Below are 24,215 nucleotides of genomic sequence, written 5' to 3' on the forward strand. Positions count from 1 at the left end.
ATGGCCCCTATACCCGCAAGCGTGTTGACATTGAGATGAGCGTGGTCAAGTTCTTCAGTGTCGGATAGGCTTGTCGAAACAACTTCTCCCATCCCACCGATACGAAAGAGATCTAGTTGGGAATTCGAGGCTTTCACCCAGTTTTTACCCGACTTGTAAAGCTTGTAGCGCTTTTTCTCATCTACGATCTCGAAATCTTTGTTAAATTTTTTACTTCGAAACATTTTATTCCTTTCTTTTTTGAAAAAATCCTCCTCTTTGTTAACCTCATGATCATTAACAAAGGGCGATAAAAGTGCACTGTCATTCTCAAAGCAAAGCTGGCAGGCAACCGCAGTCAGTTTCAGTCCCCCACTAGTCCCCCGAGAAAAACATATCCCAAGTGGAATATACCTGTCACTTCAGTCTGGTATACTCCACTAGACATTTTATCAAAAATTGTCTTCTATTTCAACTATTTACTTTTTTTTTACTTGTTTAAATACCAAAGGAGTAAACGTTTGCATTGTTGCGAATTTTCCAACCAATCAAGAGCTACAAAGAGGTGAATAAACGCATATTATTATATAAAACACAAAAAGAAGAGGACCGATTTAGTCCCCTTCTAAATTTGGGCATTTGCCAGCAAATGCTGTTTCTAACTGTCAAAGATGACAGGAGGTGATTTCTCTAAGCTGCACCTAGGCTAAAAGGAGCCTCTCAGCTGCATGATGAGCGTGACTAGCAGGGTCACGAGAAAGAGAATGCCACCCAAAACGATAATGATATTAAATTCTTGCTTTTCTCTTTTAACAGGTTTTTGACGGTCATCGAGCTTTTTTTGTATGTGTTCTTGCAGGATTCCATTTTCCTTATCCGCCATCTCTCTCCTCCTTTTCTAAATGGTACAAACGGACTTGCTTTCAACGAAAACAAGTCCTAATCTGATATGGTTACAAAATAGCCTTGTATTGCTCCAAGCTAGCCTGATTGGCTGCTTGTTTTTGCTTAGCAAGGGCCGCCTCCATCTCAGATGGATGCGAAAGAACGCCTTGAATCTTGCCAACCATTGCTGACACTTGCTCCACTGGATAGATATGGTTTGGTGCCATGAAACGCTGGGTATGGCAAGTAGTATCAAAGCCGAGAAGCAGGATGTTGTTCTCAAAGGCCGTCCGACAAGCGTCGAGGATTTCGTCGCTGATGTTAATATCCAGATAGAGGTCGCAACGAGCAAAGAGTTCATCGACCTGAGAAGGGCGAATATTTGGATAGAGTGAGACATTGGCATAGCGGTTCAACTCCATCAAATGACTGGACATCTCTGTGATCGCTCCAATGTGGAAATGCACATTTGGCAGTTGCGTCAAGAGGGGCTCGATTTGCTCCAGTTGGTCACTATTGGTCAAAATCAAGGCTTCTGGCTTCATATTGTTAAGACGTTTGTAGTGATAGAGGTAGCCCACATTTTGGAAATAGGCTTGCTCTTCTGGTGTGATAATGCTGCAAATCTTGTCGTAGACTTGCTTGTCTTGCACAGCGATACGGATATTGCGTTCAGGGTTCTGTATGGCAACTTTCATATTGCCTGGTAGATCATCTCTGATAGGTTCTTGCCAGAAGAGGATATCATCAGCAGGAGCATTTTTCGGAGTCAATCTAACTGCGACCAAGAATGGCGTTGCTAGGGAATTGTAGATGATCCGATCGGTATCATAGCCACGGTACTGAAGATAAAAGATTACAAATTCTTCTTTGGACTTGAAGATATGGCGCTTCCCTTCTACTGTCAAAATAATATCCTCTGTCAGATGGTTTTCCATGATCACGGTCACATTATTTTGATCAAAGTAGCGTGTGTGGGTCGCACGTTCGTTCTGGTCGTAAGATATCTGAGCAAAGAGACGGCCCTTGCGATTGTAAATATCTGCCGCTCGAACCTTGCCCTCTTCATCTAGCCATTCGACAGCACGGACACGTCTTTCATGGGTTGGATGACGATAGAAGATATTCGCACGTTTCTTGCCCATATCCAAGATTTCACCGTTAGAGTTGCTAGAGCGAATCTCCCAGAGATGAGGCTTTGGAACCAAGTTAAAGTAGATGGCACGACCTTCTGTTACATCAAGATCACCTGTGAAATAACTATAAGGTGACTCTACATCTGGTGCAAGATAGCCATCGTCTTGGACAACAACAACAGGACAATCGAGTCCAGCCGTTTTTAGTGAACGTAACAAATCAAAACTTTCTTGATCATAGCGTTCAAATAAACAAATCATAACGTTTATGCCTTTCTTTTCTGAATCCTACTTAGTCTGAGCAGATTGAACTAGATCGTACCAACGTTGGGCGATGTGTTCATCAAGGTATGGTTCTGCGACCTCATAAGAGACACGAGATAAATCGTCTTGAGAATGCTGCGTAAATAGTTGAACAATCTTTTCTGCATACTCTGTCGTCATCGCATCCAAATCATTTGGACGCGCCTCAGGGATCAGGTAACCATTTTCTCCATCACGGATAAAGGTTGGATTCCCATAACGAACATCAAAACCGATGATTGGTAGACCAGAGCCAACTGCTTCTAACAGGGTCAAACCAAATCCTTCGCTAGTTGAAGCAGCTAGGTAGGCAGAGTAGTTTTTGTAAACCTCAGCCATGTGATGATGCCCCATCAAATGGATATAGTCTTCTGCATGAAGTTCACGAATCAACTGCTCCAGCATGGCTCTTTCTCCGCCTGTGCCATAGATATCGAAAGTAATCTCTGGTAGTTGTTCATGCGCTTTAACTACTGCGTGAACTAGCCAGTCAATATGCTTTTCGCTAGCCAAGCGCGAAGCTGTGATTAAGCTAAATGGCTTGCGCTCACCTTCTGGATGACGCAGCTTGTCCAAGCTCCCCACAGGAATGGTCAAAATCTCTTTGGGTTTGATGTCTGTGTATTTAGCAAACTGTTCTTTGAGCAATTCTGTCTGAGCGTCAGTCGAGTTGATGATATAGTCCACATCTGCTGCGTATTCAAACTGGTACTCGTAGTAGTTGTTCCATAGGATATAGTCGGTTTCCGCAGGATTTTCACTGAAGTGATCTGCATGGACGATAACGACTAGTTTTGCATCCCCTTTATTGGCAAAGATAGGTTGACCGATATCTGTCTCTCTATCCAAAATCAGCAAGTCTTTGTCCGTCAAGGCTAAACATCTCATGAAGTGCGCAACAAATTCTTGCTTGGAGTAGAAAACATGGTCTGGGAAGCGATAAACTTGGGTTTCTTGCTTGCCATCTACCTCATCGATGATTTCTTCATAAGCCGTGCTACCATCTTCATTGAGCCAAGTGCGTTGATATAGCCGAGCACGTCCGTCCACAGGACTGTAGTATTCGATAAAGTTTTTAGTATAAGTGTAATATTCTTTTTGGATCAAGCAACCACGTGAAACAATCTCTGCTCGCTCAATCAACTCCTTGTCCATATCACAGGCATAACAAGTCACAAAATCATCGTTCTCAAAGATAACACGGATGGTTTTATTGTCATCATTGCGGATGATTTCAACTGGTTCTTCGTCAAAACTTTCTAAAACCTGCGCCAATGTGTAGGTCGTTGGAGCAATCTTGACATCCGTAAAATACTGATAAAGCCAGATTATTTCAGAATCCTCAAAGCCAATATTCTTGGTTAAATGTTCAATATTGTCAGCTGAAATAAAATCCATAAAGATGAATTTCGCCTCTAATCCCACACTGCGAAGCAATTTGGCACGATAGATCTGCGCATACTCTACACCACTGCTCGCCCAGCCAATTCCCAAATTGATATTATAAATCGTCATAAATCATATTCCTCTTATAAAAAGTTGTCCTGTTTAATTCTAGAAAGGCGCTTTATGCTTTTTCCTTTTTTCTCGTCTGAATCCTCTTCTTTTTTCTTGGATCTCATGCGAGACGAGATATAGCTGACAGAAACGGTACTATCCGTTCCCGTTTTAGCCAGAGGTTTCTCCATGTCAGCAGGTTTCTTTTTAAGCCCTTGGATTTCTTCCTCTTTGACCTCTTGTTTCGGCAGTTCAATCTCTTTCCACAACTTCTGAGCTTCTTTTTCGGCATTGCCCACTCTGATATCTGAGTCGTCCGTGTCAAGAAGGTTATCAATGCGACTGATAATCTCTTTGATTTTCTCTTTTTGTAGATTATAGAGTTTTTCGGCTTCGATCCGTTTTTTCGTCAGGGTGTCGATTTCTTCAAGAATGGATTCTCGTGTATCTAAATAATCTTTTTGAGCCTTTTCTAGCACTTCTTTAGCTTCTTTTTCAGCCTTTTCGTGAGCTTCAATAACAAGTGATTTTGCATAGACAACCGCTTCACCGATTTCTTTTTCTTGATTCTTCATAGAGTCAATTTTTTTACGAAGAGAGTCGATTTTTTCATTCTTTTTCTGAATCTCACGATCAAATCCCTCCTCCAAGGATTCGATACAGGCTTCGACTTCCTTGGCACGATAGTTACCGAACAATGTTTTTTTCAGTCTCATTTTACTCCCTCTATTCTTTATTTATCTAATATACACCACATTACTCATTGTAGCATAAAATAACACGTATTACCATTATTTTATAAAGCTTCTCGCGAAATATTCGTATTTTATAAAAGGACACAGGAATCGTTCCACCAAGGCGACATATTCGTTTTTTCTAAGAAAAAAGCCTGACAGGATGTACCAAGAACTCCTTCAGGCTTGTTCATAAAAAGTGACTATCTGAATCACCATTCAAGATTAGAAATATAGAAACTCAAGCATGGATCCTTCTATTTTAAAAATCAAGTTCTACCCAGCTAAGAGGTGTGTAACCAAGAAGTTCAACACCATCGTATTCAACCGTCTTCACAATCTCTTGAATATTTACTTTTAATTCTTCTGTCGCTGTGCTGTTTGGATCATCTAGTACAAGTCCATCTTCTACGACAAAGAGTGGTTTTTGGTAACGGTCATAAAGATTATTCATGACGAGACGAAGACCTACAGGATCAATTGGATTTCGATTTACATCGTCTTTTGCGTATTTGTTGATAAAGACTTCCTGAGAGTTGCTTGATGTATAGTAACTGAAGCTTACAAAATCAACCTTGCCATCTCTCAAGACAAAGAGGTCATCATTTTCGATATCCAAGGCGATCTGTTCACGCTCCAAACGGCGCAAGAAATGGTTTGGGTAGTAACCACGAACTTGCACATCCGTAAAGAGATAGTTTTCACGATTCTTAACTTCTGCTTCCATGGCATCAATAGCATTGTCTGTTTGCTGACTATAATTTTGGCTGACTACGAGCATGCCTCCAAATTGGAATTCCGGATTGATTGCTTTTCCAATCTTGATTGCACGAGCAGAGGCAACTAATTGGTAATGAGCTGCTTGCCAAATCAACTGGTCACGGTTGTCACCATTTTCAATCAATAGCCCTCCGCCCAAAAATGGTAGGTGGTGTAAAATATTGAATTCGTTGAAAGTAATCCAAAATTTTACTTTATCTTTGAAATATTGGAAAACAGCTTCTGCGTAGCGCTCAAAAAGTTCAATCATCTTGCGACTTTTCCAAGCACCATACTTTTCATATAGTTTGAGAGGAACATCAAAGTGACTGAGTGTGACAATCGGTTCAATATCTTTTTTCAGAACTTCATCAATGATACTTTCATAGTACTTCAAACCTGCTTCATTTGGTTGCAACTCTTCTCCACTTGGGAAAATACGAGCCCAAGAAATGGAAATGCGATAGGCGTTAAAGCCCATGGATTGGATCAAATCTAGATCTTCGATATAATTTTTCGGACTCACTAGGGCAGATTGTCCTAGCAAATCATAGGCTCCTAGCGGAACTGTTTTGTAGTCAATTTCTCCATTCATCACTTCCCCGCGAAATTCACTAACTGGAAGGACATCTGTAGTTCCTAAACCTTTCCCACTATTTGATATAATATTTCTAATCATGGTGACTCCTTTTTATTTATTTTTGGTATATTTTCTTGTGATGATTGCAAAATCGAATACTCTTTTGAATTACCATTTCTCTTCCTTATTTTGAGTGATGGTAGCCAAGCTTGACAATTCATTGGCAACATTTTTAAAGTCACGAGTGATGGATTGTGAACCTGATCTTAGCAATCGGTGGAATGGCTGTTCCGCTTTTTTCGAATCTGCAGTCTTAGAATTTTTGGAAGATCGTGCAAGATAGTCAAAAGCATGTTGCAAACCTGCGTCTGAGACCGACTCTTCTGCTCTCATTCTAGCTTCCGCTTGTCCAGCAAGGATATTGAATTGAGATAGCCGTTCTCCTACTGAAATCTTGCCACTTTCTGCAATCATGGTTTCTGGCAATTTTTCTTTTTGAATTGATTGATCCACATCTGTTTCGAGTGGTTTTGATAAATGTTCTGTGTGTACACTATAAGCAGTCTCGGATACGCTATGGTCACTATAGGCGATAGACTCCGATTGGAAAAGACTCTGACTTTCACTTAAAGAGACTGATTCCGATTCGCTCAGAGACTTAGACTCAGAAAGACTCGCACTCTTGCTTAGGGATTTTGATTCCGATTCACTGATAGAGAGAGATTGAGAATAACTTTGACTTTCACTTAGAGAGACTGATTCCGATTCGCTGATAGATAGTGATTGGGATTGGGAATGGCTGTGACTTTCACTTAAAGAGGCTGATTCCGATTCGCTCAGAGACTTAGACTCAGAAAGACTCGCAGTCTTGCTTAGGGATTTTGATTCAGATTCACTAATAGATAGTGATTGGGATTGGCTGTGACTTTCACTTAAAGAGACTGATTCCGATTCGCTCAGAGACTTAGACTCAGAAAGACTTGCACTTTTGCTTAGGGATCTTGATTCCGATTCGCTGATAGATAGTGATTGGGATTGGGAATGGCTGTGACTTTCACTTAAAGAGGCTGATTCCGATTCGCTCAGAGACTTAGACTCAGAAAGACTCGCACTCTTGCTTAGGGATTTTGATTCTAATGCACTGATAGAGATGGACTCCGACTCACTAAGAGAGTGGAAAAGACTTGTACTCTTACTTTCAGACACTGACTCAGATTTACGTACGCTCAGACTTTGCTCAAAATACTCTGACAAGGACAAACTATAACTAAGAGACTCCGACTCTCTCTGACTTGCACGAATTGACTCTGATTCAGAGAAAAGATGGGAAATGGACTCACTCAAAGCTAAAGATTTAGCGCGACTCAAGGACTCTGATTTGCTCAAGGACTCAGTTTCACTCAAAGAGCTAGACTCCAACTCACTTAAAGATTTACTGTCCGAAAGACTAACTATTTCGCTTAGAGATTCACTGGTTGAGAGACTAGTACTCATGGAATCGGATTCTGAGGCACTCAGAGATTCACTTGCTGAGAGACTAGTACTCATGGATTCGGACACTGAAGCACCAAGAGATTCACTTGCTAAGAAGCTAGTACTCATGGATTCAGACTCTGAAGCACTCAGAGATTCACTTGTTGAGTGGCTGATGCTAGAGGTCAAGGATTCTGCTTCAAATTCAGAAATACTCTCACTTTGAACAGCAGCTTCTTCAGTAATTTGGCTATTTGACACTAACTCTGAACTAGTTTGACTAGATGAAATTTCAGCAGATTCTTGGGTGGATTCACTAATCTCACTTAAGAAAGAACTCGTACTCACAGATGCAGGAGCAAGACTGTCTTGGTTGATAGATCCTTTAACTGAGTGGGTTGTTATTTCCTCTGATACAGAAATACTGGCACTCTGAGAAAGAGACTCTGACTCTGAACGAGAAGCACTGAGTGAGTTGTCATTTGACATGGACTTACGCAGGGAACTTCCTTTTTCAGAAATACTCTGACTGTAAGACTCACTGTAAGATTCTGCAACAGAAGTACTAAGCGAAGAAAGTGCGCTGGTTGACAAACTTTGACTAACATTTTTTATCAAATCAGCCATACCCAAACTATTTTGCTCCTGAAAAGCTTCCAAAACTTCCATGACAGAAACAGATTCTACTGGCAATTCAAAGTCCTCAGTAGCTTTCATTACGATTTGTTGCTGTTCTCTCATTTTTCTGCTAGTAGGCTTTGATCTGGTTCCATCCGAACGATTGTCGTTATCATTTTCTTCAACCAATCGCTTGAACTTTGATACGAAGCGTTGAAAGCTTGATAACTCTTCTTTTTTATTTTTGCTCATATTATGATTTTTTCTCCCGAATACTGTTAGATTACTACCATTATAAAGCCTGGAGCCCAATCTGTCAAAATATTAGCCAAAAAAGACTTCCAATTCCCCTTTGTGATTAATATCAATATAACTAAGCGCCATATTTTTTACAATGTTGAGATTCATATCTGCATTCATTTTTTTATATGATTCAAAAGCTTCTTTGTGAAACTCAAATACAGGATTTTTTTGAGCATATCCTTGACTAACAACTAAACTTTGGAATTGTTGTAAATAGTCAACCTGCTCAACCCAGCAATCATCAATTGCTCTTAAAACCACGATGCGTTGGAATTGGTCAAATATTTCTGGATCCTGAATTCTTTCCTTCTTATTCTGGTACTCTGCAATAAGAAGGCTAGATAAAAACTTTTTAACTTGTTGTAGATCTGTTACATCTAAATCTGCTGGAATATCCTCACAGTAATAACTAATGTTATCCAAAACAAAACGGTACAAGTCTGCCTGCTCTTTAAATGGATTTTTCTTCGTGTAATCATCCATGGCATCTGATAAAACAGATAAGAAATAATCCAAAGTAAAATCTGGATGTGCGATAATCTTATTTCGCTTACTGTAAATAATCTGCCGTTGAATACGAATACTTTCATCATACTGCTCTGTTGAACGTCTTGAAGCAGCTCCAGAATTATCGCTGTTTTTCTGGGCTTCTTCGACCTCATACTTAATACGGAAAGACGTCAAGCGCGTTTTCTGTTTGTCCTCTGGCTTAGTAATTTCTCTTTGGTAGTAATCGTTAATCCATTTACTTCCAGATTTTGTAATCAAGTCATCTTCTAAGGATACAAAGAATTTACTTAGCCCTGGCGCACCTTGGCGACCCGCACGACCACGGAGCTGTAAGTCAACCCGCTCGCTGGCCATTCTCTCTGTTCCAACGACTGCAAGTCCTCCTAGTTCAGCAACTCCTTTTTCTAGGATGATATCCGTTCCACGACCTGCCATAGAGGTTGCCACAGTTACAGCAAAACGTCTACCAGCCTGAGCGATCATTTCTGCTTCTTTCGCCGCATTGTGAGCATTCAAGACGTTATGGGCGATTCCTTCTCGGAGTAAGAGCATAGAATAGATTTCTGACATTCCTACAGATCCCGTCGCAATCAAGACAGGTTGTCCCTTGCTATGAAGGGCTTTGATATACTCTAATGATGCATACAGTTTTTGCGGAATCGTGAGATAAATCTCATCTGGATAATCAATCCGTTGATTTGGTTTTCTAGTGGGTACAACCACGACACCCAGATCGTAAACTTCCCTAAATTCATCTGCACAGACTCTACCAGTACCAGTCATTCCCGCTAATTTAGGAAACATTTTAAACAAGTTCTGATAGGTAATAGAAGCCATCGAGCGTGTTTCCAACGAAATCTTGACACGCTCTCTAGCTTCCAAAGCTTGATGCAATCCCGATTGGAGTTTATTTCCTTGCAAGAGACGCCCTGTTGCTTCATCCATTAGCTTGACTTCACCGTTTTCAACTGTGTACTTACGGTCTTTCTCGAATAGATGATTAGCTCTTAAAGCTAGATTGATTTGACGAATCAGTTGGTGATTGTTTGGATCATAAACATTTTGAACACGGAAATAAATTTCTGCTTCTTTTACTCCTTTTCTCGTCAGCCATACGGAAGTCCGAGTAGAGTCCAAATTAAAATCTTCTCCCTCTTTTAAGGTCTTGACAAATTCATCACAAGTCACAAATAGATTGGACTGAACCCGTGGCGAACCTGAAATAATCAGAGGCATTTGGGCACTATCTAGCAAGGCAGCATCCACCTCGTCAACCAAACAGAAATAGAATTTTGGTAAGAATTTCTTTGACTTGGATGTCGCCAAATTTTCTTCTAGATAGTCAAATCCTAGAGCACTATGCGTTGTATAAACGATATCATTTTTATATACTCGTTGCTTTTCTGGAACTTTAAGCCTTTTTGCTGGATTTTCTGAAACACCAACTCCAATTGTCATTCCTAAGAAATTAAATACTGGTTTCATCTGTTTGGCATCACGCAACGCTAAGTAGTCATTAGCTGTAACCAGAATCGCACTATTGCCCGTCAAGGCATTCAGATATAAGGGAAGAATAGCTGTCAAGGTCTTTCCTTCCCCCGTTCTCATCTCGGCAATTTGATTATCTTGCATGACCAAAGCACCTAAGATTTGAACATCGTACGGATAGAGACCCAATTTCCGCTTGGCTGCTTCACGAATGGTTGCATATGCTTCAGGTAAAATATCCTGCAAACTTTCTCCTCCAGAAAGACGGTCTTTAAACCATTTTGTTTTGGATTGCAGTTCTTCGTCTGTCATAGCCGCATACTTGTCGGATAGCTTGTTGACCTTATCTAAGATTTTTTCGTAACGCCTTAATTTATAGGAGTTGACCAAATTTAATTTTTTAGGTTTCATTTTCTCTCATCCACTCTTCAGTTTTCTCCAAGTCGATTTCTTGAAGTAAAAATGACTGGTCTAATAAATAGTCAATATTGGCTAGTTCCCGTGGCCTAGCCTTGGAATTTGCATATTCTCGTACTCTAGTCGGATTAAACCTATGCAATAACAATTCCTTAAAAACAGGACAGTTCACCCGCTGGCGGTGACGCTCTAGTAAACGCTGATAATCCAACTCTGGTAAGAATTTATCTGTCACCAAAGCATAAGAATTTTCAAATTGTTTGGAGTAAAGTAAGGCTGCGATATTTGAAATCGCACCATAACCAACAAAGACAACTTTTTCAAAAAAATATTCTTGTGATAGGCTTTCAATCCTTTTAAGCAAGGTCTCATGAAAATCTTTTTCCATATACAAGAGAGCTTCCTTATAAGACGAATTTACTATTAATAGATTTGAAAAATGTTTACGGACATTTTCAAGGATGTAGCCTGTCCGATTGAGATCAGGTTCAGTAAAGCAAACATAAACAGTATCTTTCTCAACATCTTTATAAAGCAGGTCTGAAATCCAATAACGATCTACTGTATAGTCTGCCACACCTTCTTCAGCAATATAAATACCTTCAAACAAGAAACGATGGCAACCCGAACTTGCTAATTGAATTTTATAATGATGGGTGTTATCAGGAATGCAAACACTCAAGCGTTCATCTTGTTTAATGATTTGATTGGAGATTTCCTCATCTCGGGCATCCTTAAATTCAATCTTTATATAGGTTGAATTTTCAGGTAGCGTTTCAATGTAACTGCCAAAAATGTAATTTTGACCACGTTTCAGTTCAGGTAGTTGGTTTGTATTGCGCATCGCCTGATAATTTGCTTGAGAATGCCATTCATGAATGACTGTCCCCGAAGGCATGAACTGGTTTTCATACAAAACATAACCACCGTCTAACAACTTGACAGATGAACCGTATAGATACTGAGATACACTTTGCATATCCCAATAAGCAAAATAGACTTCTTCCTCGTATCTCACGATTTAAACTCCCTTTCAAAACTATTCATTAATAGTGTTTTATATTGGTTAAAGAACCATTCAACAATACCTGTTGTATCATCATTGTGTCGTCCAGTCAAGCCTTTACTAATGATACTCACACGGTAATCCCGTTGTCCTAGTTCCTCTAGCATGTCCGGGTAGGCTGTCATATCATAGTCATCCTGATACATATAGGACATGATAAACTTGGTCTTTGAAAAATCAGCCGCCTCAAAGGAACTCCAGAAGCGTTCATTTAGTTGTGCCGTTCCTTCATCCGATAGCTTCCCTGTCAATCGATAAACTAAATCGAAGGAGGTCGGAAAGCCACCTGGACGAATAGTTGACTCGTTTTCAGCCACATCTCCCAAATTAACCAAGGGTTTTCCGACTATGACTGCATGAGGCTCCAATTTAGAGGCATAATACAGAGCACCGAAGGTTCCCATTGATAACCCAGATAGGTTGAGCTGATCAGTTGTAAACCCTAATTCATCCAAACAATCATGGATAACCTGAACGACCTTCTGCTCTAGCTCTTCTGAGCCAAGATAGAAAGCCCCCCCTTCAGAACGTGGATCACCAATCAACAAGAAAGGGGAACCTAGCTTGTTCATAATCCAGTATCCCTCAAATCCTTCTGCTGGACGATAACCTGAAAAATAGACGTTAAGAGGTGGTTTCAAATCTCCCGGATGGAAGAAATAAATCAGTTCCTCTCTGTTTTTATCAACAATACGTTTCCCCCCGACCAACAAGTCTCCATATCCTAAGTGAGAGTCTCGATAGTGGCAGGGGCCGATTTTGACAATTCCTTGCCCTTTTGCTTGGATACTAACACTCAAATAGTAAGTTTCATTAACATCCAGAACCAAGGACTTGTCAAAATTCGTTTCATCGTAAACCCACTCCTGCATAGGAGCATCTGTAAGTGGGTAGCCCTTGATAACATAGCGGAGCGAGCATCCTTCAGAAACTCTAAACTCTGGCCACAAATCTGTTGGAACATCTGATCTCAAATAAACATTGTATTGATAGGTCGCAATAGTCTGATAGTCCTCACCATACTGACCACACAAACGAAGGTAGTTAGTGCCTTCATAGTCAACCTGACCTGCAAACGAAGGATTAACAATCAACTCATTGACACTTAGTTTCGTTCCACTCTGTTTAGTGAAGAAACCACGTGAAAAGATATGAAGCATCTGTTCTGGATCTTCAAAAGTAGTTTTCACCGCCTTCTTCCGCGCAAGAAAACGCTCCAAGGTCTGTGTGGTAATCTTACAACGCTCGTGGTAAAACAAGCGGTAGACCTGAATCATGCTATCCAAAACTGTGACATAATCTAAATGCTCCTCGGTATCTACTAAGACCACCTCAAAGGGTTTTACAGCATTTTTGTTTTGCTTCTTATCCTTGTTCTTACCTGTATCCGACTCGTCACGTTTATTTAGAATTCCAATATCTTCAGGCAAGAGAGATATAACATCTTCTGGTTTAACATAGGTCCATTTTATATTACTAGGAATTTCATATTGTTCCTGCCAGTTTTTATCAGCAATTTGTAGAACACTAATTTTCTTCATTTTCTTTTAATTCCTTTATAGTATTCTTCCACATCTCAACAATTTCTCCCCTTGTATACTGCTCAATCTTCTTGACTGAGTGCACTAAGGACTTATTCCAATGCTCCAAATCTGTGAGATAATACATGAGCGCATCGATGAACTGGGAGATATCCTCCAGAATCCAGCCATTTTCTCCATGTTTCACATAAGAAGAACTGTATAAGTTGACCTGAGGAATTCCCCCACTAATCCCTGCGATTTGAGTCAGCACATCAGCTGGACTTCCCAAGTCAAGAATGATCCGAACATATTTCAGTGCTTTTGCCAAATCCGTATCACTATGAATGGTTGCGATATCAAGTCGTTCTCTCAGGATTTCATCTTCACTCAAGGTCGGATCTGACCCCATGGCCATTTTATTCTTTTCAACAAAAATCAAATTGGACTCATACTCTGGATTGAGCGCTAAATACCCTTCAATGACTTGTCTCACATAAGCCTCTCTACCATAATCCTGATTCTGTGTCCCGATGAGTAGGTCAATCCACTCATGTTTTAGCATCAGGTCAAACAAGGTCGTGAAGACATATTGGATCTGATCCTCTGGTAAATTGTCGTAGTTGACATAGATAATCAATTCCTTTTTTCTTTGACTATGCCCTAAGTTCAGATGAGTATCATAGGGTGGAATTTCATAATAGCCTGGCAACTGTTCTAAATCCACATCATTTTCAATTTTATCAATTTTATTGAGGCTATCTACGACAAAGAAAGGTGTACCTTCTAAATCAGCTAGCAGACGATCTGTCTCAACCATCGGATACCGCTCACCAAAAAATGACAAGATCACATTGTATTCTTCCTTAAATTTTTGGAAAAAATGATTGTGCTGAACATCTGCTGAAACAACAATGGTATCATCCTTGGTCAAAACAGAGGTTAAATACTGAGCCAGTTTTTCACTAACCAATTCTTCAATGTCACGATAAACTTCTTTGGCAAATTGTTCTTGAGCTTCAGGATTGATAATCACCTGATGATTATCCGTCGTCAAAAATTCTCTGAATTGCCATACACCTTGCAGATTTAAGTAATCCTGATAATAAGGCTGATCATTTTCAAAATAGATAATGCTTGAGACAAACCCACGGTCATCAAAGATTAGCTGATAATTAATCTGTCCACTATCGTAGTAGGTGATGTCAAAAAGATTGCCCGTTTTTGTAAAGTTAATCCGAGCATAATGCTCCTGATTTAAATAAGCATCTACAAGGAAAGGAGTATAAAAGAATTCCACTCCCTGTGGCCATTTTAAATCAGCCAAACAAATTTTTCTCACAGGCGTATCTGTCAAACCTTGTATGGTATCAAAGAGATTCCACATGGCCTCTGACAGTATTCTTTGTTGATAAAAGAAAGTTCGGACGTGGGGTGAATAATTCAAAATCAGAGCTTTATTGTCTTCTCCTGACTGTTGAAACATGCGCAACAAATTCACCACATCATCAAACATCATATTTTTAGGCATGTAATAGAAAGGCAGAGTGGTCGAATACCATTTCCGATCTTGTTGATACCAAGATGGTACAAAGTAAAACATTTACCTTTATTCTCCTTTGAGTTCTAATTCTTTGTGATAGTAAGTTCCAATTCTCAAAATACGTATTTCTTCACGCAGAGGCATAAACATACTGACTAAGATGACCAAAGTACTTGGTAAAGTCAATAGCAGACCTGGTAGCGGCAAAAAGAAGTTAATAAAATAAGGGAAACTTACATAGACGATTAGGTAGATGGCTCCTATGTTGGATTGCAAGGAAATATAACGTTTTAAAACTTTTAAGGTCTCTTTCCCGGGTTGAATATAGTCAAAATACTCCCCTTGACGTTGCATCTGTTTGGCGGTCTCTTCAGGTCCCAAGTTAATATAAGCAAACAAAATAGCTAGAAGGTAGATGGCAACGAGATAAAAGAGCAAACTAAGTGGTTTTGTGAAGTCAAATAAACTTCCAACGTTAGACGCAAATCCGTTCCCCGACAAATCTAACACTAATTGAAAGAGCATAATCACACTTGAAGCATACATAATCGGCATCCCACCAGATGGAATAAACTTGATTGGCAGGTAAGATTTTTCATAATAGCGACTACTTAGCATAATTCTGTTTAAAGGCAGACGCACCTCTGCTCTCTCGCAGACTACTGCAATATAAGTAAGTAACAAGTAAGCACAAGCAGCAACTGCTAGCACCACTCCACCCTGTATAGATTCCAAAGATTCTCCTATTAATACCACTAAATGATTAGCAAACTGTAATAGAATTCCAGAAATGATAACGATTGTGGAACCACCTACTCCTTTACGAGTATTCAAACCTGATAACCAGATAATGATAAAACTTCCTGTCACTACTGTTGTCAAAATTGCCGCATTGTATATCCAATCATCAACCAGAAGTAAGAAACGGGCATTCCCACTATAAGCCTTGTACATAATGGTTATCCCTTGCAAAAGTGCAAAAATCAATGTTAAGATTTTTTGAAAAAAATCTGTCTTTTTGGGAGACCATGATTGGATATTCCAACTTTTGTTTAAATTGATGACCTGCCAAACGATCATCGTCGTAATCCAAGGACCTAGTCCTAAAGAAAACACAGAAACTCGAGAAACATCAATCCCAGCTAAAGAATACAAGTAAGCCAGCGGATTTTGCTCCTTAATCTGTAAAGCTTGCATATTACCATTATAGCCCGGAAGTAAGATATGCCGCCCTAATATATAAATAACCAATACAAAAATTGTAAAAATTGCTCTTCGGAAAAAAATACTTGTTCGTTTCTGTTTCTTAAGACCGAAATGTTTCATCTGTCATCCTTTATTCTTTATATTTAGCAAGTCTTGCGATCATTTTCTAGCAATGTTCATGTACCATCGTAACAGCAAGACAACCCAAGAAAACAGGCTCATCCCACTGATAAACAAGATAGGATTAACTGGCTTACCATGATATTTCACCTACGAAATATAGAGCACCTCATGAGTGTAAATATACTTGGAGCTTCTCTTCTATCCTTGAATATTTTCATGTGAGAACACCTGTTCTTCCATTTCTTCTATGTGAATATTATCAAATGCATAAACGGATTTACTTAATCCTTAAAATTTTTATAAGTATATCAACTCTGTCAACATGATTGATATCTAAAAAACCATTCCCATACCAAATCTCTGAAAGGTAAGGAATTTTACGCTTTCTCATCTGATCATGATTCTTCGAAAGTTGCATGGATTTTATCCGATTTTTCTCATTAAAAAATCATTTATAAAAATTACCAGTGCCTACTATTGTAGCATATTTATCAATTATTTTCAAACACGACCTCTCTTTTTATAAGTGTGAAGGGCACTTTATGAATTTTGAACAAAATCCATTTGGAATAGGAGTGACTATTCTAAGCATTTGTTTACTATTACAACTCAGACGAAAAAGACCAGAGCATCACTCTGGCCTTTTCCTGTTCAGTTTAGCTTGTAACTAAACTTAATCTTCTTTTTTGCGAGTAGTAGCTGCAAGGCCTGCACCTAAGCCCAAGAGAGCCAATCCTGCTGCTAAAGCTGACACCTGAGACTCACTTCCTGTATTTGGAAGGTGACCTTTTTCAGTTTGTGTCACTTTTTCTTCTTGAGATTGTGCTCCTGTTTGAGTCAGTTGGTGCGCATCTGGATTGACAGAAACTTGTGGATTTGGTCCTTCTTGTGCTACAGCAGTTCCCACTTCCACGATACGATCTTGTGCTGCTACCTTATCAAAGGTTTCTTTCGATGTACGCTTACCGTTTTCGACTTCTACTAGGTGGACACGAACACCTTTTTGGCCTTCTTGGATCACACGAGTTTGCCCTACTGGAAGTTTATCGTTCTTACGTTCTTGAACTTGGAAATCAACTTCCTCTTCTTCCACTAGGAGCTCTGGCTTGTGATGAACCAAATCTTTGACACCATCAAGCGGTTGAGCCGTACCACGTTTAGTTCCTACTTCCACGATACGATCTTGCGCAACTATCTTATCAAAAGTTTCTTTCAATGTACGCTTACCGTTTTCGACTTCTACTAGGTGGACACGAACACCTTTTTGACCTTCTTGAAGAACACGACTTTCCCCCACATAAAGTTTGTCAGTCTTACGTTCTTGAACTTTGAAATCAATTGCCTCTTCTTCAACCAGAAGTTCTGGTTTTTCATGAACTAAACCTGCAGCTCCATCAAGTGGTTGGGCTGTACCTCGCTTAGTTCCAACGAGAAGAACCCGGTTAACAGGAGCCTGGATCACTTCACGGAGTTTCTCTTCACGAGTTCCGTCTGGACTAACAGATGTAAGAATGCGTTCCTTACCAACTTGTCCTTCTTGTTCTACACGACTTTCACCTACATATAGACTTGGATCTTCTTTTTCAACAGTCTGGAAGGCAAGTTCCTTTTCGACAACCTCAAGACTTGGATTCTCTTCTTGAATAGCAGGGGCTGTTTTCTCAGAAACTGGTTTTTCCTTAACTAGTTGGATACGGTATTCCTTGACCTGTTTTCCACTTTCTGAAACGAGGCGAACAAGTACTGGAAGGCTATCATCTCCGCTATCTACAACTGTTGAAGCTACTTGATTGCTTTCTTGAACGGTCACTTTTGGACGTTGTCCGCTATAGGTTACTTGATAATCTTGACGGTCTTCAGCGAAGTCAGGAAGTTCTTTTCCATCTACAAGAATCTTCGATGCAGTGCTTTCTTGAGGTAATTCGCTTGGCGCAAGGAAGGTCATCTCAATCATCGCAACACCGCTCTTGTCTGCTTTACGCTCCATACGCCATCTCATAGCTTTGGCTTTCACAGCTTTAAATGTTACGTTAATTTCATCACCAGCTTCAATATCTTTATCCGCACGATAAGGAACAGCTTCCCAATTTTCTGGGTTATTGAATGGATGGGCTGCATCGTAGGCTTGATAGTTTGAATAGTAGGTAGGCACTTCAAAGTCTGGACCAATATAACGTTCCAAAACAAGTTTAGATGGTGCATCCGTACCACTATCTGCAAAGAAGTGAAGTTTGGCTTGCGCAACAGTCCGTTCTACAATCTTACCATTTTCACGGAAAATAACACCTGTTGATACTTCTGGATTAGAAGATGGTGTTGGAGACCAGTTTGTCCAACGGCGATTTTCATTGTGGTCTCCATCATTGATATAGTCTACACGGTCATGTGAACTTGGATCAATATCATTAGTTGCAGAAGCAAAGGCTTGGTTACTGTTTTCATCATAGTTAGGGTTGTTTGAGAGAGCCTCACCAAGTTTGTCCGTTACTCGTACAGTGAACTCCGCAACGAGGTCACTACCAAGGACACGGCCTCGAACAGTAAATTGACCTGCTTTTGTCAGATTTTCTGCTGGAACTTTTTCCCATTCCACTGTCAAGTCTTTTGTCTCATAGCCGTCTGTACCTGTGAAGTAAACAGGAACCTTAGTTGGCAATTCAAGCGGTTGCCCTACTTGTAGTAAGCGAGCTTGTTTAACCGCTGCAAGAGGTTTACGAGAAAGTAAGTCTTTATTGCTTGTAAAGTGTAGACGGTATTCTCCTAGGATGTCGCCATTTTCAGCTTTCGCGATGACACGAACTGGCTCACCTTCACGAACGCTTGGAACGACGGTAGCGAGACCATTGTTGCTAACACTTGCTGTTACTGCGGGAACCTTTCCATCTAAAGACTCAAGGTAGTAGTCTGTCAAATCAGGGTTGAAGTTTGCTAAATCTTTGCCGTCAACTTGGATTCTTGTTTGTCCTTGTTTAGCTGCCGCAACTTGTTTCGCAAAGATTTGCACCTCTGTGATAGAAGTTCCGCGCTTGTTATCTGCTTTCACCATGCGAATGCGCACAGCATAGGTTTCAACTTTATCAAAGCTAAAGTGATTCATTTCACCAGCCTTGAGTTGAGTAGGGGCTTTTAGATTTGTAACAGGTTTCCAGTTAGCTGGATCGTTAAAGACATGTTCTTCATTGCCTACAAAGCTAGGGTTTTTAGGAGCTGTCGGAACGGTCTTACCGACATAATACTCAATCACATAAGACTTCGGTGCACCGACTCCATGATCTTCGTGAAATCCGACACTTAGATTATCAACGGAACGTTTGCTCAAGATACCTGAATCTCCGAATAGGACACCAACTGAAGCTTCTGGATTGCTACGATTCCAGTTTGTCCAACGATTAGCTGGTCGGTCATTAAAGGAAATCAATTTATCGTTGACGTTTGAAACAGGGTCGCTCGGATTTGAGTCTGAAGCAAAGGCAAGTGGCAATTCTGAACCTGTCCATTGGTCAGAAATGTTTGCACCTTGCTCAGTTTGAGCAGACACACGAATATGAAGTTTAGTTGTTAATTGCGTACCTTCTAGGCGACCAGTGACTGTAAAGACACCTTCCTTGGCGTATTGGTCTGGACGAATCGTATCCCAAGTAACCTTAGCAGATGAAACGTGACCATTTGAATCGTAGGTACGAACACTTTCTGGTAATTGTGGCGCTTCTGCGATTGGAGTTGTCACACTAACTTCTTCAACTGAAACGATGCCTTCTACAGAGACTTTAGCACGCGCTTCAAGGTCAAGGCCTTCAACTTTACCTAGAACTTCAAAGGTTTGATAGTGGTCGAGTTTTTCTTTTGGAATAGCTTGCCATGTGACTTTATGAGTTTTAGGGAAACCTTTGTCATACTCAACCGTTACTGTTACTGGAAGAGTAGGTTCTTGATGCAAGTCAGTCACTACATTTACTGGACGGATAGATTGCGCAATCTTCTTCTCAGTGTTGGCTTGGATAGTGAGGTCAACTTGGCCTCTAGCCCCCTCATATTCCGCTTTGAGAGTGACTGATCCTGGCTTATGCAACTCAAGCATTCCTTTACGAACTGCGACTTCCCCTTCACCACTTGTAGAGAAGTTCACCTTATCAGCTGGTAATACAGCTTGCGTTCCGTCTTGATAGTGAGCCCGAACCGACAATTTCACTGTTTGGTCTTCTTTGAGAGCATCAGCTTGTTCCACTTGCAGGCTCAAATGGGCAATTTTTGGTGCTTCTTCAAGGAATTGAATTGCATAAGTTTGAAGAGGGCCACCATCATTTGGTTGAACAAAGATGCTTGCACGCATACCGTTTGCTGCACTTGCTTGAAAGACTGTAACAGTTGCATTTTCAGCACTTGCTGTGACTTCTGGCAATTGGGCACCATAAGCAAGAGTGCGGTATTGCATTGGATGTTGACTAGTGAGGTCTGTAACAGCTTCACCACCAACAATTACAGTTGGTACTACAGGTGCTGCAGCATTGCCTTCTTCTACTACAAGAGTAGCATGTACGGTTTCGCCTCCTAGTTGGCCAGTCATTTGAATACGTGATCCAGCAACTGACAGTTTAGCTTTATCTGCTTCCGCAATCTCCCATTTATCCACTTCGTATTCTTGAACGCTTCCATCTGTTACAGCGATAGAAACGTATTTATCAACAGCATTCAAATCTGTTCCTGGAACAACACGTTTAACAGTTGGTAGTTCTTTCGCAATTGCTAGAACCTCGACACGAGCCTCTACCTCACGTCCATCTGCCATACCTTTAACAGTCACAACTCCAGCTTGGCTTACATCTACAGGAGACCATGTTACTGGACGTTTTTCACGACTGCCATCACTGTAGACAAAAGCGACGGTCTTCGGCATTTTTGGTTCTTTCTCGATAACAGTACGTACTTTTGGTACCTCTGTTCCTAGAACTGTCTTTTCTTGTCCTTCTTTCTTACCAGTAAAGACTGTTACTTGACCAGATTTCAAGAGATCCGAATGAGCTGTTAGTGTGAATTTACCTGCTTGTTCAGTTGATTTAACAATGGCAACCCCTTTACCGTTAAAGGCTCTGCGAATCCAAGAACCATCTGGCTGCGCCTTATAGCGTTCACGGCTGGCTTGTTCCCCATTATCAACACCGACTAGTTGACCTTGTCCATGCAATTGGAAACGAACCAAATTATTGGCAGTTGGCACTACATTTCCTTGACTGTCAACGATTTCGTAGTAGATGTAGGTCAAGTCTTTTCCATCTGCAGCGATTGCGTGTTCTTCCTTAATAAGACGAACACCTGCTGGTTGACCTGCAGTGGTAATCTTGTCACGTGCAATTTCTTTTCCAGCTTCATCGCGAGCTACAGCTTCCAAAGTACCTGGTTGGTAAGCAACCTTCCACTCAAGATAGAGTTCCTTAGCATTCGCACCTTCTTGGTAGGTACGGCCATCACTAGTTTGTTTCTTGTTGAAGGTCTTAACTCCAAGAGATTGACCGTTCAAGAACAATTCTACGCTTGCAGCGTTTGAATAGGCGCGAACTGGGATTTTTCCGTCTGCATCTTCGACTTTCGATGCCAATTCTCTATTTTCCCAGTTCCAGTGAGGAAGGAGGTGAACCATTGGTTTCTTCTTGGCAGAAACCCATTGGCTTTGGTAGAGATAGAAGTCATGCTTTGGAATACCAGCTGTATCTACGATACCAAAGTAAGAGCTCTTAACGGGAGTTTGGTTTTGGTTGTGCCATGGCGTAGGCTCACCTATATAGTCCGTACCTGTCCAGATAAACTGTCCAGCATAGCCAGCGTTGTCACGGTCAAAAGTCCATGAATCTGTTGCCGTTTTACCCCAGCCAACTCGGTCATTACCATAGTCAGACTGTTCGTAATGACGTTCAGGTCCGTTGCTATGTTTCAATTCACTTTCAGGACGATAGTAGCTGCCACGTGTACGGGTTGCTGAAGATGTTTCTGAACCGTAAATCAACCATTTTGGATGTTTCGCACGAAGTTTCTTGTAGTTGTCTTCTGAGTAGTTGAAACCAACCGCATCAAGTTCTTCGGCAATCTTCTCATGGCCACCACTACCATCTCCAAAGCGGAACTTATCTGCTCCCATGGTAACATAACGTGTAGTATCAACATCTTTAATCACTTTTACTAAGCGTTTAACCGTTGCAAGTGAGTGTGCATCACCGTTGGCTTCACCGATTTCATTTCCGATAGACCACATGAAGACAGCTGGGTTATTTTTGTCTCTTTCGACCATGGTACGAAGATCATAGTCAGACCATTTTTCACCTTTCCTAGCTTCTGGGTGAGTGGCATCTTTTTCAAAGAAACGACCATAGTCATAAGGTTTCTTTCCACCGTACCATGTATCAAAAGCCTCTTCCTGAACCAGCAAACCAAGTTCTGCTGCGATTTGCAAGGTTTGCTCACTAGCAGGGTTGTGGGTTGTACGGATGGCGTTAACACCCATCTCCTTCATTTGTTTGAGACGGCGATATTCTGCCTTATAGTTTTCTTCTGCTCCAAGTGCTCCGTGGTCATGGTGCAAGGAAACACCATGGAATTTAATGCGTTCACCATTCAAAGAGAAACCTTCATTTGGAGTCCAGTGATAGTAACGGTAACCAAACAAATCTTTCTTAGCATCGACTAATTGACCGTCACGGTAAACACGCGTAATCAATTCGTACAAGGCAGGTTTGTCATTTAAAACTGTCCAGAGTTTTGGTTTTTCAACTTCTAAAATCGCATCTAGGCTTGTTGATTCATGTGCTTTTAAGGTACGGCTCGCTGTACGAACCAAACCTGTTACAGCCTGACCACCACGTTCAACGATTTGATACTCTGCCACAAGTTCATGGTCTTTATCATCTGTATTGACGATTTTGCTGGCTACATGAGTTTCAACCTTGCCATGTTGCTGTTCTTCAAGTTTTGGTGTTAAGATGGTTGTCCCATTTTTCTCTACATGAACTTTATCTGTCACTTGCAAGGTCACATCACGGTAGATACCACTACCTGAGTACCAACGGCTACTTGGTTGTTTGTTGACAGCATGGACAGCAATCACATTCTCACGACCATCTTTGTGAAGGTATTTGGTGATATCGTATGAGAACTGGTTATAACCATTTGGATAATGCCCCACTAACTGGCCATTGACATAGACTTGAGAATCCATGTAGACACCATCAAAGGTTACACGAACATTTTTCTTGAGATCTTTTTCATCAAGTTTGAAGGTCTTACGATACCAAGCTTCACCACCATTGAGCTGTCCACCTTCGTTTTGGGCAGGTGACTGATGGTCAAAATCGTTAAAGATACTCCAGTCATGTGGGAGATCCAATTTTTGCCATGTTGATACGTCTGCATCTGATTTCACAGCTTCTTTAGGATTCGCATTGAGTTTAAAGTGCCAATTTTGATTAAAATTCACTTTTCTATCTTCAATCATTTGATTCACTTCTTCATTTGTTGCAGCTTTCAACTCTTCCTTGACAGGCTTTTCTTGACTTGAAGCTTGAGATTCTACCTTTGGAGCTGTTTCTTCAGGTTTTAGAGATGCTTTCTCCTCTTTTGGAGCTACAGTTTCATCTTCTTTCTTCTCTGGTTTGCTTGCTTCAATTGGAGTAGCTTGACTTTGATCGACACTTGCAGCATCCTTGTGCTCTGCTACAGCTTGATCCTCTTTTTCCTCTACTACCGGACTTTCCACAGTGTGAGTAATCGGAGTTTCATCCGCGAAAACTGGTGATTCTCCAACGACACTTCCTACAAATAGAACCGCACAGGTTCCAATCATGACAGAGCAAGCTCCTACGGCAAACTTACGAATACTGTAGACTCTTTTACGATTCCAATGGCCTTTTTCCATAAAACCCTCCTTTAGCAACCGCTTTCATTTATTTGTAAGCGCATTACTTTTTCATAGCCTTTTAGTTCTATTTTATAAAACAATATAGGGAATTTCAATACCCTAAATACAAAAAATCATAATTTTGATTGTTTTTTCTAAAATTTGTAGAGGATTTTAAAAATATGAATGTAGT

The 24,215-nt window shown here is 40.6% G+C and carries 13 protein-coding genes; all 13 read right to left on the bottom strand.

The annotated features are described in order from the left end of the window. On the bottom strand, positions 1-224 hold a 224-nt coding region (locus D8802_RS06935), incomplete at its 3' end, for a KxYKxGKxW signal peptide domain-containing protein (protein WP_142999276.1). A gap of 461 nt (positions 225-685) precedes the next feature. Further along, a complete protein-coding gene (locus D8802_RS06940) occupies positions 686-862 on the bottom strand; it encodes an XRE family transcriptional regulator (protein WP_125395290.1) in 177 nt (58 codons plus the stop codon). A 70-nt stretch (positions 863-932) separates the two neighbouring features. Beyond that, positions 933-2,261, bottom strand: coding sequence for an accessory Sec system glycosylation chaperone GtfB (gtfB, locus tag D8802_RS06945; protein WP_125395291.1), 1,329 nt, complete (start codon positions 2,259-2,261; stop codon positions 933-935). 27 nt (positions 2,262-2,288) lie between these two features. After that, the gene (gtfA, locus tag D8802_RS06950) at positions 2,289-3,818 is read right to left on the bottom strand and encodes an accessory Sec system glycosyltransferase GtfA (RefSeq protein ID WP_125395292.1); all 1,530 of its coding nucleotides are present in this window, start codon (positions 3,816-3,818) and stop codon (positions 2,289-2,291) included. Positions 3,819-3,832: 14 nt separating this feature from the next. Beyond that, entirely contained in the window at positions 3,833-4,516 is a 684-nt protein-coding gene (locus tag D8802_RS06955; protein WP_125395293.1) for a hypothetical protein, read from the bottom strand. Positions 4,517-4,796: 280 nt separating this feature from the next. Then, positions 4,797-5,972 carry a family 1 glycosylhydrolase gene (locus D8802_RS06960; RefSeq protein ID WP_125395294.1) on the bottom strand — a complete coding sequence of 392 codons (1,176 nt, stop codon included), beginning with the start codon at positions 5,970-5,972 and terminating at the stop codon, positions 4,797-4,799. Positions 5,973-6,041: 69 nt separating this feature from the next. After that, entirely contained in the window at positions 6,042-8,216 is a 2,175-nt protein-coding gene (locus D8802_RS06965; RefSeq protein WP_125395295.1) for a hypothetical protein, read from the bottom strand. Between the two features lie 72 nt (positions 8,217-8,288). Beyond that, a complete protein-coding gene (gene secA2, locus D8802_RS06970; RefSeq protein ID WP_125395296.1) occupies positions 8,289-10,676 on the bottom strand; it encodes an accessory Sec system translocase SecA2 in 2,388 nt (795 codons plus the stop codon). Further along, on the bottom strand, positions 10,666-11,700 hold the full coding sequence (asp3, locus tag D8802_RS06975; protein WP_125395297.1) for an accessory Sec system protein Asp3: 1,035 nt from the start codon (positions 11,698-11,700) through the stop codon (positions 10,666-10,668). Before asp3 ends, secA2 begins: the two co-directional genes overlap by 11 nt. Continuing rightward, on the bottom strand, positions 11,697-13,289 hold the full coding sequence (gene asp2, locus D8802_RS06980) for an accessory Sec system protein Asp2 (RefSeq protein ID WP_125395298.1): 1,593 nt from the start codon (positions 13,287-13,289) through the stop codon (positions 11,697-11,699). The genes asp3 and asp2 overlap by 4 nt, the downstream gene beginning before the upstream one ends. Beyond that, positions 13,276-14,871 carry an accessory Sec system protein Asp1 gene (asp1, locus tag D8802_RS06985; protein ID WP_125395299.1) on the bottom strand — a complete coding sequence of 532 codons (1,596 nt, stop codon included), beginning with the start codon at positions 14,869-14,871 and terminating at the stop codon, positions 13,276-13,278. Before asp1 ends, asp2 begins: the two co-directional genes overlap by 14 nt. Positions 14,872-14,877: 6 nt before the next feature. Continuing rightward, positions 14,878-16,137 (bottom strand): accessory Sec system protein translocase subunit SecY2, encoded by a 1,260-nt coding sequence (gene secY2, locus D8802_RS06990; RefSeq protein ID WP_125395300.1) that lies wholly within the window; start codon positions 16,135-16,137, stop codon positions 14,878-14,880. Positions 16,138-16,813: 676 nt separating this feature from the next. Further along, positions 16,814-24,040 carry an LPXTG-anchored adhesin/beta-galactosidase BgaA gene (gene bgaA, locus D8802_RS06995; protein ID WP_125395301.1) on the bottom strand — a complete coding sequence of 2,409 codons (7,227 nt, stop codon included), beginning with the start codon at positions 24,038-24,040 and terminating at the stop codon, positions 16,814-16,816. Positions 24,041-24,215: the final 175 nt, after the last annotated feature.

It is taken from the genome of Streptococcus oralis (assembly GCF_003943395.1).
GTDB lineage: Bacteria > Bacillota > Bacilli > Lactobacillales > Streptococcaceae > Streptococcus > Streptococcus oralis_BF.